At 32.4% G+C, this 15,300-nt stretch carries 18 protein-coding genes; 16 read left to right on the plus strand and 2 right to left on the minus strand.

All coding sequences use genetic code 11. The features are described 5' to 3' along the window. Positions 1–502 precede the first annotated feature (502 nt). The 6 genes from BLQ19_RS18785 to map all read left to right on the plus strand — a co-directional run bounded on the left by BLQ19_RS18785 (position 503) and on the right by map (position 5,065). Positions 503–1,219, plus strand: a complete 717-nt coding sequence (locus BLQ19_RS18785; protein ID WP_074539357.1) for a hypothetical protein — start codon at positions 503–505, stop codon at positions 1,217–1,219. A gap of 202 nt (positions 1,220–1,421) precedes the next feature. Continuing rightward, on the plus strand, positions 1,422–1,913 hold the full coding sequence (locus tag BLQ19_RS18790; RefSeq protein WP_025614342.1) for a GNAT family N-acetyltransferase: 492 nt from the start codon (positions 1,422–1,424) through the stop codon (positions 1,911–1,913). Between the two features lie 129 nt (positions 1,914–2,042). Next, positions 2,043–2,867, plus strand: a complete 825-nt coding sequence (locus BLQ19_RS18795; protein ID WP_025614341.1) for a DUF5694 domain-containing protein — start codon at positions 2,043–2,045, stop codon at positions 2,865–2,867. A 240-nt stretch (positions 2,868–3,107) separates the two neighbouring features. After that, positions 3,108–3,476: a hypothetical protein gene (locus BLQ19_RS18800; protein WP_034668265.1), complete on the plus strand. Its 369-nt coding sequence runs from the start codon at positions 3,108–3,110 to the stop codon at positions 3,474–3,476. Positions 3,477–3,638: 162 nt separating this feature from the next. Next, entirely contained in the window at positions 3,639–4,160 is a 522-nt protein-coding gene (locus BLQ19_RS18805) for a DUF4269 domain-containing protein (RefSeq protein ID WP_367888708.1), read from the plus strand. Positions 4,161–4,300: 140 nt separating this feature from the next. Then, positions 4,301–5,065, plus strand: coding sequence for a type I methionyl aminopeptidase (gene map, locus BLQ19_RS18810; protein WP_074539358.1), 765 nt, complete (start codon positions 4,301–4,303; stop codon positions 5,063–5,065). 38 nt (positions 5,066–5,103) lie between these two features. Here map and BLQ19_RS18815 read toward each other — a convergent pair whose 3' ends face one another. After that, entirely contained in the window at positions 5,104–5,481 is a 378-nt protein-coding gene (locus tag BLQ19_RS18815; protein ID WP_025614338.1) for a Fur family transcriptional regulator, read from the minus strand. An 85-nt stretch (positions 5,482–5,566) separates the two neighbouring features. Here BLQ19_RS18815 and BLQ19_RS18820 point away from each other — a divergent pair, with 85 nt between their 5' ends. The 10 genes from BLQ19_RS18820 to BLQ19_RS18860 all read left to right on the plus strand — a co-directional run bounded on the left by BLQ19_RS18820 (position 5,567) and on the right by BLQ19_RS18860 (position 14,529). Further along, positions 5,567–6,568: an NAD(P)/FAD-dependent oxidoreductase gene (locus BLQ19_RS18820; RefSeq protein WP_083332296.1), complete on the plus strand. Its 1,002-nt coding sequence runs from the start codon at positions 5,567–5,569 to the stop codon at positions 6,566–6,568. A 299-nt stretch (positions 6,569–6,867) separates the two neighbouring features. Continuing rightward, positions 6,868–6,996 carry a hypothetical protein gene (locus tag BLQ19_RS21740; protein WP_302846554.1) on the plus strand — a complete coding sequence of 43 codons (129 nt, stop codon included), beginning with the start codon at positions 6,868–6,870 and terminating at the stop codon, positions 6,994–6,996. Between the two features lie 311 nt (positions 6,997–7,307). Continuing rightward, positions 7,308–8,150: a hypothetical protein gene (locus BLQ19_RS18830; protein ID WP_074539359.1), complete on the plus strand. Its 843-nt coding sequence runs from the start codon at positions 7,308–7,310 to the stop codon at positions 8,148–8,150. A 155-nt stretch (positions 8,151–8,305) separates the two neighbouring features. Continuing rightward, positions 8,306–8,995: a helix-turn-helix transcriptional regulator gene (locus tag BLQ19_RS18835; protein WP_074539360.1), complete on the plus strand. Its 690-nt coding sequence runs from the start codon at positions 8,306–8,308 to the stop codon at positions 8,993–8,995. 246 nt (positions 8,996–9,241) lie between these two features. Then, positions 9,242–10,033, plus strand: coding sequence for an alpha/beta fold hydrolase (locus BLQ19_RS18840; RefSeq protein WP_302846556.1), 792 nt, complete (start codon positions 9,242–9,244; stop codon positions 10,031–10,033). Next, entirely contained in the window at positions 10,026–10,607 is a 582-nt protein-coding gene (locus BLQ19_RS18845) for a YdeI/OmpD-associated family protein (RefSeq protein ID WP_074539361.1), read from the plus strand. The genes BLQ19_RS18840 and BLQ19_RS18845 overlap by 8 nt, the downstream gene beginning before the upstream one ends. Positions 10,608–11,169: 562 nt before the next feature. Next, a complete protein-coding gene (locus BLQ19_RS18850) occupies positions 11,170–11,754 on the plus strand; it encodes a hypothetical protein (protein WP_024479717.1) in 585 nt (194 codons plus the stop codon). Between the two features lie 265 nt (positions 11,755–12,019). Continuing rightward, positions 12,020–12,745, plus strand: a complete 726-nt coding sequence (locus BLQ19_RS18855) for a tRNA-uridine aminocarboxypropyltransferase (protein WP_302846555.1) — start codon at positions 12,020–12,022, stop codon at positions 12,743–12,745. 216 nt (positions 12,746–12,961) lie between these two features. Beyond that, positions 12,962–13,111: a hypothetical protein gene (locus tag BLQ19_RS21420; protein ID WP_217637588.1), complete on the plus strand. Its 150-nt coding sequence runs from the start codon at positions 12,962–12,964 to the stop codon at positions 13,109–13,111. A 518-nt stretch (positions 13,112–13,629) separates the two neighbouring features. Then, complete coding sequence (locus tag BLQ19_RS18860) at positions 13,630–14,529, plus strand: SMP-30/gluconolactonase/LRE family protein (RefSeq protein WP_254788436.1); 900 nt, start codon at positions 13,630–13,632, stop codon at positions 14,527–14,529. Positions 14,530–14,668: 139 nt separating this feature from the next. Here BLQ19_RS18860 and BLQ19_RS18865 read toward each other — a convergent pair whose 3' ends face one another. Then, the gene (locus BLQ19_RS18865; RefSeq protein ID WP_029448324.1) at positions 14,669–15,079 is read right to left on the minus strand and encodes a hypothetical protein; all 411 of its coding nucleotides are present in this window, start codon (positions 15,077–15,079) and stop codon (positions 14,669–14,671) included. Between the last annotated feature and the right edge of the window lie 221 nt (positions 15,080–15,300).

Raw genomic sequence — 15,300 nt, forward strand, 5'->3', positions numbered from 1 at the left:
AGGTAAGAACATCTTCTTTCTCTCGATCACCGCCGTATCTACATAACTACCATTTTTGTACTCTTTAGGGCGTTACAATGATGTGGTTGCTTACCCAGATAATTATGCCTCATATACGGTTTCTGTTCGTCAGTACCGAGTTTTGTAGTCCTGCTTCCTTCAGTCCTAGTCTCACAACTAGCAACCTTGCAGCTTACTAATGGTTCAAGGCGTTACACCTGCCCATAAGGGACTTGCACCCTCTAAATTAATTATTTACCTTTCGGTAAACAAAAGATGCCCATGCTGGGCACACACACTGTATATAGCAAATAGGGCGTTCAATGGTTTACGAAAGTTCAGTGCTATTTACAAACACCTCCAAATCGTTGATTTAGCTTTTAACATGAATAAGATAAAAACAAAATACAACGCTTTGGCTCAGTGCAAACTTGAAAGGTTATCGCTTTCTACTGCCCTACTTGCCATATACTCAACGTTGTAGGGCATATAAAAAACAAAAATGGGACATATTTCAATAGTTTACGGAATGATTAAATTGAATGATATTAAATCATTTAATAAAACTATACAAGAAATGAAACCTGATGAAAATTACCCTTGGATTAGAGCTGAAATGTTTAACACTAAATCTATTGAACATCCATATTATTACGAGAGTCCAATAACAACTTTTGGGACTACTTATAAAAATTTAAGTGGAGGAAATGATTGGTCTGAATTCATTTTAAAATTTGAATATTTACTTGGTAAAATCGACTTTGATTATGCAAGAATTAGATTTGAAACTGAATTTTTAGGAGATTTTGAATTCTTTTGGGGTAGAAAAACTGGCAGAAAACCTGAGTTTTACAAAAAAGATGATTTAATAGAACGAGATAAATGGTTCTTTGGTTATGGATTTAGACATATGTACGGTGGATTAATTAGTGAAAATACTCCTGACATTCCTTTCGATTTCAAATACCCTCTCGAATTTGATGTAGACGCAAAAAATAGTTTTAATAAAAAAGTAGTTGAATTGAATGAAATTGAGATTGACACTAAAAAATATTTCAAAAATCACACTGAAATACTCAAAAATGATAATACGAATTTAATATTGACTTATTTAAAATTAAATAACGTGATAGAATATGGTTGGGAAGCAGAAAAAGGGTTCTTTTTGAAAAGACTGAAAGAAATCAAAAAAGTAAATACGCCCTACAACACGGTATAAAAAACATAGGGCGTTTGTGCTAAACCGAAAGATCTGTGAATATTAACAAAGTCCGCTAAATATAAAATTTGGCGTTTATAGCAGAAAAGATAAAAGCAAAATATTTATATTTAGCTAAGTAATAAACCGAAATGATAGTGCTTATCACCTGCCCTACGGTTGTTATAATGAACGTTGTAGCTAATTTAAGAAATTATAAATATTGAATATTAGAAAAGCAATAGAATCCGATTTTGACCAAGTTTGGCTGATATTCTCAGAAGTCATTAAAACTGGAGACACCTATGTCTTCAATCCAAATACACCGAAAAAGGATTTGAAAAAGCATTGGTTTGCAGATTATATGGAAACTTTTGTAATCGAAGATAATGGACAAATACTCGGAACATATATTATCAAACCTAACCAAATTGATTTAGGAAATCATATTGCAAATTGTAGTTATATGGTAAATCCCGACACGCAAGGAAGAGGGGTTGGAAAAAAACTTTGTGAACATTCGCTTGAAAGAGCAAAGCTACATAATTTCGAAGGAATCCAGTTTAATATTGTGGTAAGCACAAATAAAGGAGCAGTAGAATTATGGAAAAAATACGGATTTGAAATAATTGGAACCACACCAAAAGGTTTTAGACATTCTGAATTAGGCCTGGTTGACACATACATTATGTATAAAGATTTGAAAGAAGAGTAATAAAAACTAGCTACAACAATACCTATAAACTATATGGGCTTTGGCTTCATCTAAAGGTTTAAGAATTTTTATGAAGTCCGCAAAATCTTTGGAATTTTGCTTTAAATATTAAAAGAAAAAAGAAAATCAATGAATAAACTACTAATTGGAGTAGCAACTTTAATTTTATTGGGTTGCAATACTGAAATAAAAAAAGAAAACAATAAGAATAAACAAAATCCTAAAACAGAAATAAACGGAGAAATTAAGGTTTTAAACTTTGGAACTGCTCATTTAAGTCAAACATCAGACGCAAACTCATCTCAAATAGACTTGAGTGACCCAAATGAAAAAGCTGACTTAAAAAAACTCGTTGAAAAAATTGTTGAATTTAATCCTACTATTATTTGTCTTGAGTTGGAACCTATAAACAATGACTATATAGCTTCGACTTATTCGGAATATATAAAAGACCAAACCAAAAGATTAAATTACTCGGACGAATTAAATTCCATCGGACTTGAAGTGGCTCGATTGAGTGGTACAAAACGAATTTATGGAATAGACAGCCAAACAGGATTTGATTATCCAAGCTTAGTCGAGATTGCCAATAAAAAAATCACTGATAGTCTTTATATTTCACAAGTAATGGATAACTACCAAAGGGTTAATGCTTTAAAGTTAAAAGAACAATTTAGAACGATTAACACGAGAGATTATAAAATGGAAACATTTGACTTATACAATTTCTTAGCAACACAACATACCACAGGAAATCAAGAAGGAGTTGATGAAATTACTAAATTCTACCAACGGAATTTAAAAATGTATAGCAATTTTAACGACATAGAAATGACAGAAAATGACAGGATTTTTATCCTTTTAGGAGCAACACACACTGCGTATTTTGACATTTTTCTGGAAAATAGCCCAAAATTTCGATTAGAAAATCCGAATGAATATAATGATTACTAAAAGGTACTAAGCATAATGTCGTGGATTAGTAATGCTTGTTCTCGTCTACTTCTGAAAATCCTCGCAGATTTTCAGTTTGGTGTGTACTTGCTAAGCAAAGTGCTAATCTACACAACTACTCAAAGCCCAAACCGTTAACCATTATTAAAAAAAGAGAACCATATTTGAAATAAAATATAACTCTTTTTAATAGGTAGAAAAGCGTTTATAAAGAATAGATTTCTAATAAAATTAAAAAAAATGAGTTATGACATTACGGCCGTAGAAAGAAATTTTGCAATGAAGTGTAGGTCTGAAAATAAGGATCTAGGACAGATTCTAGAAGAAACTCCTGAGATTGTCCCTGAATTCACTCAAGAATCAAGAAAAACTATAATCAAGTTTTTAACCACAGAAGAACCTTATGTAATAGAATCGGAACAAGGTCCTGAAATAGTGTTTAAGCATAAAGAGGCTGAATCTGTTCAAGTTACCTTAAGAAGGAATACCCTTGATTTTTCAGCTGGATTTTCGGAAAAATGGACAATTCTTGATACGACTGCACTCGTAACTATAGAGCCAGGAGCCGAGATTATGAGGTTTGATTTTCAAGATGCAGAATGGGGATAAAAAAACAATTAAATTTCTCCTTAATCTAAGACTCTAGTCTTGCAAGACTCCTAAATTCTAAAATCAGGCGCATTTAAATTTTTGCTAAATTAGGTCCTTAGATACGCCAATAATAGCCCAATAACAAGTTTGAATACTTTAAAAAAATAGCAAGAATTGATTGTGAATTTTAGAACTATTGAATATTTAAAATCTGGAAACGAAAGGCAAAAACTTGCTTTTTCCGAAATCAAAAAGCATAAAGTTTTAGAGAAACTTAAAAAATATAATCCAATTTTGACAGGAACTATTCCAATTGAAATAGATGTGCCTGAAAGTGATTTGGACATAATTTGTGAATGTCAAAATCATTCTGAATTTAAAGCATATTTATTAGATCAATTTTCTCAAAAAAAAGACTTTAAGGTGTATTCAATATTACAAAATGACATTGAATCGACTATTGCCGAGTTTAAAACGGAAAATTTTTTGTTTGAGATTTTTGGACAAAATATTCCTACCGAGAAGCAAGATGCATATCGACATATGATTATTGAAAGAAATATTTTAGAAGAAAAAGGTTTTGAATTTAAACAGAAAGTAAAAGATCTAAAATCGAGCGGAATAAAAACGGAACCTGCTTTTGCAAAATTATTAGGATTAGAAGGTAATCCATATATTGAATTATTAAAGTTAGAAAAATAAATACCGCCCACAACCCAGGTAAAATTAGAGGCTATTTTTGGTTAGTTCACAAAAATTCTCACGGATTTTTATTCGGTTTTATTTCCTAAATTTAAAGCTTAAAACATGTAAATAACCGGAGTGGCTAATAAAAAAATGATATGTCAATAACAAAGGAAGCCGAATTAATCGGAATGAAAAAAATTAGTGAAGTTGTTGGAACAACGCTAAAATTAATGAGAGAGTACGCTAAAATTGGTATGTCTACTAAAGAGCTTGATGAATATGGCGGCGAAATTTTGAAGAGTTATGGAGCTAAATCTGCACCTTTCGAGACTTATGGTTTTACTGGTTATTCTTGTATTAGTATAAATAAAGAAGCGGCACACGGTATACCTTCAGAGAAAAAAATATTAAAAGAAGGAGATTTAGTTAATATTGATGTATCGGCAGAACTTAACGGATTTTGGTCTGATAATGGTGGTTCTTTTGTTCTTGGAAATGACATTCATAACCACCAACCTCTTGTAGATGCTTCTAAAGATATTTTACGCAAAGCAATAAACAATATCAAAGGTGGAGTGAAAATTTCAGATATTGGATATTTGATAGAAACTGAAGCAAAAAAATCTGGGTTCAAAGTCATTAAAAACTTGGCTGGTCACGGAGTTGGTAGAAGTTTACATGAAGAGCCGGAAAATATATTAAACTACAGGGTAAGAAGTAATAGAGAACGATTTAAAAAAAATACAACGGTTGCAATTGAAACTTTTATTTCAACAAAGTCCACTATTGCGGTTGAACTGAATGACGGTTGGACTTTAGTAGGAAATAAAGGTGGGTATGTAACCCAACACGAACAGACAATATTAATTACAGACAAGAACCCTATTATTTTGACAGAATCAAATGGAATGTGGAATTAATCATTTGATAAAATAACCTTATCTGAACCCATTAAAATTTACGAACAGTCATTACAAACCCCAGTTAGAACACAGTTGGCGTTTTGGACTCTATAGCCATTAGGAACGGAATACGTTACCGGCACTTGCAAGCATTCAATTGTGTCACACGATAAACATCGAAAATGAAAGTGATGTTGAAGAACCGCTGCTTGATTCTCACATTTTTTGCAAATGGCAAAATACTGTTTCCCATCCTCTGCAACAATTCTATGGACTAAATCGTCCTTACAAAATCTATTCAATACTCGGTATATAGTTGCCCTATTGATTTTAATATCAAGTTGGTTTTCAATAGCGTCTTGGCTCAATGCTTTTTTTGAATTTAAAAGTAAATTTAAGACCGCTTCTTTTGTAGGCGTATTTCTTCGATTCATACATTATTGCGAATAAGTTGCAATAATACAAAAAAATTGTATTTTTGGCAACACACTATTGCGACTAGTTCGCGTTAAAATAAAAATGAATAGAAGAGAAATTATACAATTAATTGGAGTATTAGGGCTAGTTCTTGCGCTACCGAAGCCCATATCGCTCTTCACTCAACACAACAGCAAAATGGATAACAAAAAATTTGAAGTAATAATTATTGGTGGGAGTTATGCAGGACTTTCTACAGCACTGAGTTTAGGACGTTCATTGAGAGAAACATTGATCATAGATGCGGGAAAACCGTGTAACCGTCAAACACCACATTCTCATAATTTTCTGACCCAAGACGGAAGTTCTCCCAGAGAAATAGCTAAAATCGCTAAAAGTCAATTAGCTATATATGACAGTATCAAATTGTATAACGGACTTGCCGTAAGTGGCAAGAAGATTAAAAATGGTTTTGAAATCACAACCTCAAATGGTGATGTTTTTACAGCAAAAAAGCTGGTTTTTGCTTCAGGAATTAAAGACATAATGCCTGACATACCTGGATTTTCACAATGTTGGGGAATATCTGTAGTACACTGTCCTTATTGCCACGGTTACGAAATACGAAATAAAAAAACATCTATAATCGCTAACGGAGAAAGAGCATTTCACCTTGCATCTTTAGTGAAAAATTTAACAAAAGAGATTACAATCATCACTTCGGGTACGAAGGAATTCAAAGAAAACCAACTCGATACATTAAAGCAGTACAATATTAAAATTGTAGAAAAAGAAATTACAAGGCTTGAACATAAAAATGGGCAATTAGAAACTATTGTATTTAAAGATGGTAGTAAAGAAAATTATGAGTGTGCATATGCTTCAATCCCATTTGAACAAAATTCTAGCATACCAAAACAATTAGGCTGTGCATTTACGGAACACGGCCATATTGAGGTCAATTCTATGCAGAAAACTACAGAAGAAGGCGTTTTTGCTTGTGGCGACAATAGTACGTTAATGCGCTCTGTAGCAATAGCAGTTTCTGGAGGAAACATTTCTGGAGCTGTGGTTAATAATGAATTAACACAGGAATTTTTTTAATATGGTGGATGTCGTTATAACAAACGTAAAATCAGAATGTCACTCAGAAGAAATTCTGCAATTTTTAAAAAACAAGTATCCAACTCTAAAAATCAATTTTGACTTGGAAGATTTCAACAAACCCTACCCTTGTGGCCATTCTATTTTAAGGATTGAGGGTGATTTAATTAATACAAATACTATTGTGCAAGAACTTAAAAGCAAAGGAATTGAATGTGATTTATTAGAGGATAAAATTTGTAAATAACATGGCACAGATTTGGGAAACAGCTTTTAACAATTAGCAAGAAACGTGGGGAATGAACCCTGCACAATCTGCTGAACTGACAAAGCGTTTATTTATTGAAAATAGATTAAAAAACTACCAATTTCAGGAATCGGATATGGACGAAATGCGCAAGCGTTTCTCGAAAGTGCAATACATGTAAACGGAATTGAGATTTATAAATGCACCTGATTCATTTAGAAAATTTAGGGAGAAAATGTGGAATGAAAATGTTATACACAAATGGGGACAGTAAAAGCTGTCAACATCGCTAAAATTAATACAGGTTTTAGAGCTTCATTTAAAGTTTAGAGCCTGTAACTAAGTCCGCCAAATATAAAATTTGGTGTTTGATAGTAGAAATAATGATAGCAATATATATATATATATTTAGCTAAGCAATAAACCGAAACGAAAGTGCTTATCACCTGCCCTATGATCCTTTTATTGAAAGTTAGCTTTAATTAAGAAAAAATGAAATACATATACTTAGTTTTATTTACAGCAATATTTTCTTGTAATGGACAAGAAAAGAATAATGATTTTAAAAGCAACTCTAAAATAAGTCTATTAGCAAAAGGTAATGAAAACGAAATTAAGCGCGAACAAGAGTTAAACTATATCAAAAGAAGAAATTCTAACATTGCGTATTTTGAAGAAAAAGAATACAATGATAGAACATATAAACAAGTGAATGATTCTCTTCTTGCTTTAGAAAAATTACTTCAACATATTTTAATCCCCACTAGAGTACAAGAAATCAATGAAACAGGTAAAATAAACCTTGAGACATTTCTGCCTGAACTTGGGTTTAGAATGCTTGATGCTTTAACCGTCTATGAAAAAGAAATTTCTATATTATGTACAACAAATTTTATATTCTCTGATTATTTCAAAGAACAAGGATATAATTTTAATAATATTACTGAGAATAAAATAGAAGATATTTTTTCTTATGCATTTGCTTCTGATTATGTCATAACCGGTATTCATTCCTACAAAATCAATCAGACAGAAAACATACAAGCTTATGGTATGATAAGTATTGACGGACAAGATATCGGTCCTTTTAAACCAAACAGTTTATATGCTCTTGTTATAATTGAAGACAATATTTATCTAATAAGCAAGTCGATAAAAAAAGAATTAGAAGGTATAGAAAAATGTGAGAGAATTTGGAATAATGTAGATAGTGAATCCGAAGATAAAACTTGGGAAAATTATTGTGAATGTTACCAAAGAGAATTCACCAACAATGAACAACTTCTACCTCTAAAAAAAGAAATAGAAAAAATGGTGAACCTAATTATAGAATAAGACAAACATACAACACCGCTATATTTATTATGGATTTTGGAGCTGAACCTAAAGTTTAGAGCTTATTCGGAAATTAAGTACTTTTAATTCTCGTACTAAACGTACGAGCAGAGACATTGTAAGCCATTTGAAAAAACCAATAACTACATTAAAAAATGGATTATTCCGAAACAAATAGACTGTCACGATTAACAGCAATCTTAATTCAATTACAGACCAAACAGATTGTAACTGCCTCGGAATTAGCTAATAAATTTAGTATTAGCAAAAGAACTATTTACAGAGATATAAAGGCGTTAGAACAATCTGGAGTTCCTGTATTAACGGAGGAAGGAAAAGGCTATACATTAATGGACGGATATAAAATTCCACCTGTAATGTTTACTGAAAAACAAGCTAATGCTTTAATACTTGCAGAACAATTAGTGCTAAATAGTAAAGATGCATCATTTGTAAAGGACTATTCAGAAGCAATAGATAAAATAAAATCAATTCTAAAATATACAACAAAAGATAAAGCTAATATACTTCTTGAACGTACACGTTATGACCAAAACACAAATCGAGAAAGGAATAGTAATAATTTATCAGATTTACAAAATGCATTAACTAATTACAACCTTGTTAAAATAGAATATATCAATAAAGAAAATTCTGCTTCAATTAGAATAATAGAACCATTTGCCATATTAAATTCTGAAAATTGGTATTTAGTTGCATTTTGTCGTTTGCGTAACGAGTTTCGGTTTTTTAGACCAGACAGAATTCAAATAATAGAAATTCTAACAGAAAATTTCGAACCTCATAATATGACTTTACAAGAATATTTTGACATATATCAATAACTCTTTTTTACCCTTGCCATAAGGCTGTCATAGACTCAATTTACTTTTGTAGTACAATTATTTTAAAACAAAAAAATAACGACACAGATGAACAAAAGTATTAATTCAATCGAATTTCCAAAATCTACTATGATTTCAGTCAATAATATTGAACTTGAAGTATTTGAAGCAGGCAAAGAGAATAAAGGTAAACCTATCTTGCTCTGCCACGGATTTCCAGAAAACGCATATTCTTAGCGATTTCAAATCCCCGAACTTGTTAAAGCTGGTTACCATGTGATTGTTCCAAATCAAAGAGGTTATGGTAAATCATCTTGCCCAACTGAAATAACAGCATACGGCATTGAACATTTAACAGGAGATTTAGTTGCTCTACTTAACCACTACGGATATGAAAAAGCTACCTTTATCGGTCACGATTGGGGAGCAAATATTGTTTGGAATCTAGCTTTATTACATCCTGAGAAAGTAAGTAAAATAATAAATTTGGCTTTACCATATATGCAACGAGGAGAAAAACCTTGGATAGAGTTTATGGAAGAAATATTTGGACCAGATAATTATTTTGTTCACTTTAATAGACAAGTAGGAGTCTCAAATGCTATTTTGGATGAAAACAAATCTCAGTTTCTTGGTAATTTGTTCCGAAAAAATGTACCACTTACAATGCCTGAACCAGGTATGATGATGATTAATCTTGCAAAAGCAGAGAAATCACTTGGAGACCCTATAATGAGTGAGAGTGAATTGGCTGTTTATGTTTCTGCTTTCGAAACATCAGGATTTACAGGAGGTATAAATTGGTATAGAAACCTTGACCTAAATTGGCATTTACTAGCCGATGTACAGCCGATTATACAACATCCCACACTTATGATATACGGTGAACAGGATATTATTCCTAAGTCGGAAAACTTAACAGATTTTGTACCTAATGCAGAAGTGGTTAGTTTAGATTGTGGGCATTGTATCCAACAAGAAAAACCTGAAGAAACAAATAAAGCCATATTAAAATGGTTGGAACAACATAATGAATAAGAAGGAAATAGAAACATATTATCCTAAAAGTCAAACAGATTGGAGAAACTGGTTAGAGGTAAATCACCAGTTGAAACAGTCTGTTTGGCTTGTTTTTTATAAAAAATCAACAAAAGTGGCTTCTATTAGTTGGAGTGAATCAGTTGATGAAGCACTCTGTTTTGGATGGATAGATAGTACTAAAAAAACAATTGACTCAGAAAGGTACATCCAATATTTTAGCAAAAGAAAACCTAACAGTATTTGGTCTAAGGTTAATAAAGATAAAGTAGAATATTTAACTTCAAAAAAACTTATTCGAGAAGCTGGCTATAAAGCTATTGAAACGGCAAAGGCAAATGGTTCTTGGTTTATACTAGATGATGTAGAAGCACTAATTCTTCCTGAAAATTTAAAAAAAGAATTTGACAAAAGAGAGGGAGCTTTAGAATATTACGAGAGTTTAAGTAAATCAGCAAAGAAAATTCTATTAAGTTGGATTGTATTAGCTAAAAGAGATGAAACTAAACAAAAAAGAATTATTGAAATAGCAGAAAATGCTAGTAGAAACACCAAACCAAAACAATTCCGATAAAATAAAAAAGCTTACAAGAATACATAAAAAACATAGAGCGTTTGGAACTTGACTATAAAATGGTAGAATAGGCAAAAATTAAATCATTAGAATTTTGTCTTAATTCTCAAAACGTAAAAAGCGCTTAACTCCTACCCTACATTTGATAAGCTACACATTAGACAGAACCTTAAATTATGGAGTCTGATCTTTAACTTGTGTAAACCATGCCCTTAAATAACACATTATCAATATATTAATCTTTAGCTGAGATACCGAAATATAGTCCGAAAAAAAATATTCGCACGGGAAGTATTTTTAGTTGACTAAATTAGTAGGATCAATAGGATTTACGAGTATTGGCGCACATCTAAACGCGCAGAACCAATGCTTGTCCGTAAAAAATTCTATACCTAAAACGGAATGGCAGCTTAGGAGAAAATTGAATAGTTTGCGTATATTTACTACAATCTTAGAGTAAGTGCAATTTTACCAAGGTTATAAGAGATTAAATGAAAAACTTTTGTGAGGTTAAAAACATTGTAAGCTCTCATTAAAACATCAAAAAACCACCAACACCAATATGAAAAAAATGAATCTTTTAACGTATGTCTTAATACTATCAACCACCATCGTTTTAGGACAAACTAATTGTACAGAACTTGAAGCAGATAATGCCAGCCTAAAATCGGAATTAATAACTAAAGACGGAATAATAACCACTCAAAATGTTACCATTGATCAGCAAAAGAAAGAGATTCTCTATTATAAAGAAACCTTAGCATTGATCAATTCAAAAATAACTACAGAAAACAAAGAGGTTACCTTCAAAATAAATTCTGTTATTGGAAATTCAGATACTGGAACCGTAATGATTGAAGGAATTTTAATAAATAATGGTGTTTTAAGGTCTATTCAAGGACATAAAGCAAATGCTTTTGATCCGAAAGGTAACGGGATAATGTCCTATAAAATGACCGTGGGTAATGAAACAAGAATCGCAAAATTACTAAAGGACATACCCACCAAATTTACAGTTGAACTTAACGAATTAGTCTCTGGAACACCCATAATTACAGCTTTAGTAATTGATTTTTATTCCAACGTTGGTTACAAAAAAGATGCCCTAAATATAGTTTTTAAAAACCTAAATGTGCTTTGGGAATAAAATAGTTTTGGCTTAATTAACTCAATGCCAAAAAAGCCATTAAGAAATAGTAAAAAGTTCTGTGCTCCCCTATTCTTGGCTCGGGAAGTTTATGAAATCGCAGATAATTAGATGAAGTATTCCATCTTCACCTTGCAACAAAAAATTAGAAATAGACAAAAAAGCTTTAGCTTCGTGCCTAAACCTTGCAGGATGCAGGCGGAAACAAAAAATTCCCTACTACTGCCGCACTTATACTGGTGAAGACATTAAAAAGATATTCAACTTGCACGTAGCGCTAAAAAAAACAAGAATACAATGTTACAAATGCATGAGGCCCTCAAGCACCTGTATTTGTGAACATATTAGTTCATTCCATACCAAGACTCGTTTCATCATTCTTATGCACCCGAAAGAGTACAAAAAAGAGAAAAACGGAACGGGGCATATGACTAATCTTCAACTTGAGAATTCAGAAATTATAGTGGGTGTAGATTTTACTAATAACATTCGTGTAAATAAACTTCTGTATCAAGAAAATAGCACTTCTTTCTTACTTTATCCGGGAAAAGATAATTTCAATTTATCGCTAAGAGATAGTTCCGAAATCAATTCTACTATGGGAGCTCATCCAATCATTTTCCTTATCGATGGTACTTGGCCCTGTGCTCGTAAAATACTTAAATTAAGTAAAAACCTACAAAAACTAAAAAGAATAAGTTTTGATAATGAGATAAAATCAAAATTTATTATCAAGCAGCAGCCAGAATCGCTATGTCTAAGCACTATCGAATCTGTCTATACGGTCCTGAATTTACTTAAGGAAGGTAATTTAGAACAATGCGACACGAAAAATTTCCTTATTCCATTTGAAAAAATGATTGCGTACCAGCTAGAATATATGCTAAATCCAAAGAGCAAAAACTATGTTGCAACTGCAAGCAAAATAGTTGTTGCTAAGGATCTCTACAAGAAAAATACGGAGAGGAATATTATTTTTGAACAAGAATAACTATGTATTCTATAGCACTATGTAAAGTTAAAATAAATTAACCATTGGCAAGTTATGCTAGCGGAGAGAAAAATCGTTTACCAATTATACCGATTCCAGCGCATCGTTTAGAATGCTAGACGATTATACGAAAATAGGTTACGGGTATTGTTCGTAGCTACGTAATTACCAAGGCCATGAAACTTATACCGCCAGAGGTAAAGGCGGCCAATACTGATGGTGATAACCGAAATAAATGCAATTGTTGTAATTATTCAAGAATGGAATTTAAAGAAAGAGTTTAACATAAAGAATAATCTGTTGTTTGATCTATTAGCCGCATTGTTTAAGGATGAAACTGCTATACATGATACTGCCCTTAAATAATATAATGTTTCGTGTATGGCTCAAATTTCACTTTTATAAATATAACTAACTGAAATTTAATAAGTTGCAGTTTACGACCTATTAAAGACTGCTCTATTTCCTGTTATCGTCCACCAATTTCCAAGGCCTAATACAAACATTTGCAAACTGAAAGATCTACTTCAACTAAAATAGAAGAGAAGCCAAATATTTTCCAAATCAGTTTCATACCTCCTCATACACGCAGCAATTTTATTATGATCTGCATCAAAACTCCCAGAAAAAGAGATAAATGACGTATAGCTTTGTGAAAACACAATGCGTTAAAGTGTTTATTATAAAACGATTACAATCAATACAGCACCACCAGTGAATTTAATTTAAAATTGTTTCGCGAGCGTGTATGGAACATTTGCTATTACCTCTATAGGTTTCATAAATAGGTAGTCTTTGCCTTATAGCGCGTAAGCTACTTAGAGGAACTTAGCATTTCCGCTTAAGAAAAAATACATATGACTAATCTACTTAAAAACAGTACTATGGGAACTAAACAAAATACTTTCACCATTACTTTATTATGGGCCTTTCTTGCTCAAGCACAATCTGAGATAGCCTTTCCCATTTCCGTGGGCATGAAGCCCGAGAGTATCACGAAAGGTTTCTACGATAATTATTATGTCACTGTAATGAATGCAAAAGAACCAGGCGATGGCGAATTGGTAGATGTCTCCAAGAACGGTATTAAGGTTTTTGCAAAAGGTTTTGATGAGCCTAAAGGAATTGTTTTCCTCAATGGGTATTTGTATTTCTCTGATGTTACCCAAATCTGGAAAGTGGATAACGAAGGAAAGGCCAGTATTTTTGTTGATAAAGCCGACTTCCCTAAGCCTGTTCTCTATTTAAATGATGTCTCATTAGATGGCAAAGGAAACGGAATCTTTATTGCCGATATGGGAGCTACCGAATACATGCGGGACGCCAATAACAACTTATGGCCGCTAGACAGTGAGGAAGCAAAAAAAATTCCAGCCTTAGGGCGTATTTATCATGTAGATTTAGAAGGGCATATCACTATACAACAAGATACTTCTCCCCTAATATTAAACCCCAATGGTGTAGGTGTAGATAACGATGGGAATAGTATGGTTGCTGCTTTTTTTAAAGGAAATTTTCTAGTGACAAAAGATGGTGTACTCACCCCGCTAAAAGGCCAATTTAGAGGAGCTGATGCTGTAGAACAAGATAGTAAAGGCAACTATTATGTAAGCAGTTGGGTCTCTGGAAAAGTTTGGAAAATAGACCCAATAACAGAAGCGTCTACCCTACTTATAGAAGGACTAGCATCTGCCGCAGATTTTTATCTTGAAGAGGATAAAGACAGATTATTAGTCCCCGATATGATGACAGGTAAAATATATGCAGTACCACTGAAAAACTAGTTTTTCAATAAGCTTTTTGCTACTAACTTTATTAAGACTACAGCACAGAAATTAAAGGTTTTTTATTGGTGCGTTGTGATTCCTTCAAATTATTTTAGCCTGTTCACGATAGAGTAATCTGGAGGAGTTAGCACCATGCTTAGTAGCTTACTTTAGAAGTATTGCCCAGCTTTTGCTCTACAATCGGATACAAATCGTAGGTAGGATAAATTTCAGATCGAAAAGCTTTCCAAGCGCTTCTTTCTATGGCTAAATTTACCTCTTTAAGTTTTGAGGCGGGCAACTCCAACACCACCATTTGGCCTATCCCCATGACTACAAACCAATTGACCACAGAAACACCTTCTGGAGGGAAATTTTTATAAAAACCTTGCTCGTTCCTAATAGCTTCTATTTCATTTAGGTTCATAGACTGATCGTGCTTCAAGAAAATAGTCAATAGTAATTTCTCTGTTTCCACGTTCTTTAAATCCTCCTTAGCAGAAGATTGCGCAGTCAAAATATTAGTTACACATAGCATGGCAAATGCAGCAAAAAATATAGTTTTCATGAGTTGTATGTATTTAAATGATTCTTATTAATAAGCCGTTTATTTTAGTATTTCTAACATTATCTCTTTTACCAATATCAGCTTTTTTGTTACGGGTATACAAAAAGAGATGTTGGGTTTTATCATGATAGCGGAGTTCTTTTATGAAGGAATTCCATTTTTATGTAAAAACATAAGGCTATCCATTTTATGGCATTTCTTTAAGAAAATCTCAAGGAGCT

Origin of the sequence: Cellulophaga baltica (assembly GCF_900102165.1) — a bacterium.
In the GTDB taxonomy this organism is placed as follows: Bacteria; Bacteroidota; Bacteroidia; order Flavobacteriales; family Flavobacteriaceae; genus Cellulophaga; species Cellulophaga baltica.

Bases quoted from the DNA above. Each gene is read 5' to 3' on its own strand.
- BLQ19_RS21420 (WP_217637588.1), top strand. From the start codon at position 12,962: ATGGTGATAACCGAAATAAATGCAATTGTTGTAATTATTCAAGAATGG.
- BLQ19_RS18830 (WP_074539359.1), top strand. From the start codon at position 7,308: ATGAAATACATATACTTAGTTTTATTTACAGCAATATTTTCTTGTAAT.
- BLQ19_RS18835 (WP_074539360.1), top strand. From the start codon at position 8,306: ATGGATTATTCCGAAACAAATAGACTGTCACGATTAACAGCAATCTTA.
- map (WP_074539358.1), top strand. From the start codon at position 4,301: ATGTCAATAACAAAGGAAGCCGAATTAATCGGAATGAAAAAAATTAGT.
- BLQ19_RS18815 (WP_025614338.1), bottom strand. From the start codon at position 5,481: ATGAATCGAAGAAATACGCCTACAAAAGAAGCGGTCTTAAATTTACTT.
- BLQ19_RS18850 (WP_024479717.1), top strand. From the start codon at position 11,170: ATGAAAAAAATGAATCTTTTAACGTATGTCTTAATACTATCAACCACC.
- BLQ19_RS21740 (WP_302846554.1), top strand. From the start codon at position 6,868: ATGAACCCTGCACAATCTGCTGAACTGACAAAGCGTTTATTTATTGAA.
- BLQ19_RS18865 (WP_029448324.1), bottom strand. From the start codon at position 15,079: ATGAAAACTATATTTTTTGCTGCATTTGCCATGCTATGTGTAACTAAT.
- BLQ19_RS18860 (WP_254788436.1), top strand. From the start codon at position 13,630: ATGGGAACTAAACAAAATACTTTCACCATTACTTTATTATGGGCCTTT.
- BLQ19_RS18785 (WP_074539357.1), top strand. From the start codon at position 503: ATGGGACATATTTCAATAGTTTACGGAATGATTAAATTGAATGATATT.
- BLQ19_RS18845 (WP_074539361.1), top strand. From the start codon at position 10,026: ATGAATAAGAAGGAAATAGAAACATATTATCCTAAAAGTCAAACAGAT.
- BLQ19_RS18800 (WP_034668265.1), top strand. From the start codon at position 3,108: ATGAGTTATGACATTACGGCCGTAGAAAGAAATTTTGCAATGAAGTGT.
- BLQ19_RS18820 (WP_083332296.1), top strand. From the start codon at position 5,567: ATGAATAGAAGAGAAATTATACAATTAATTGGAGTATTAGGGCTAGTT.
- BLQ19_RS18795 (WP_025614341.1), top strand. From the start codon at position 2,043: ATGAATAAACTACTAATTGGAGTAGCAACTTTAATTTTATTGGGTTGC.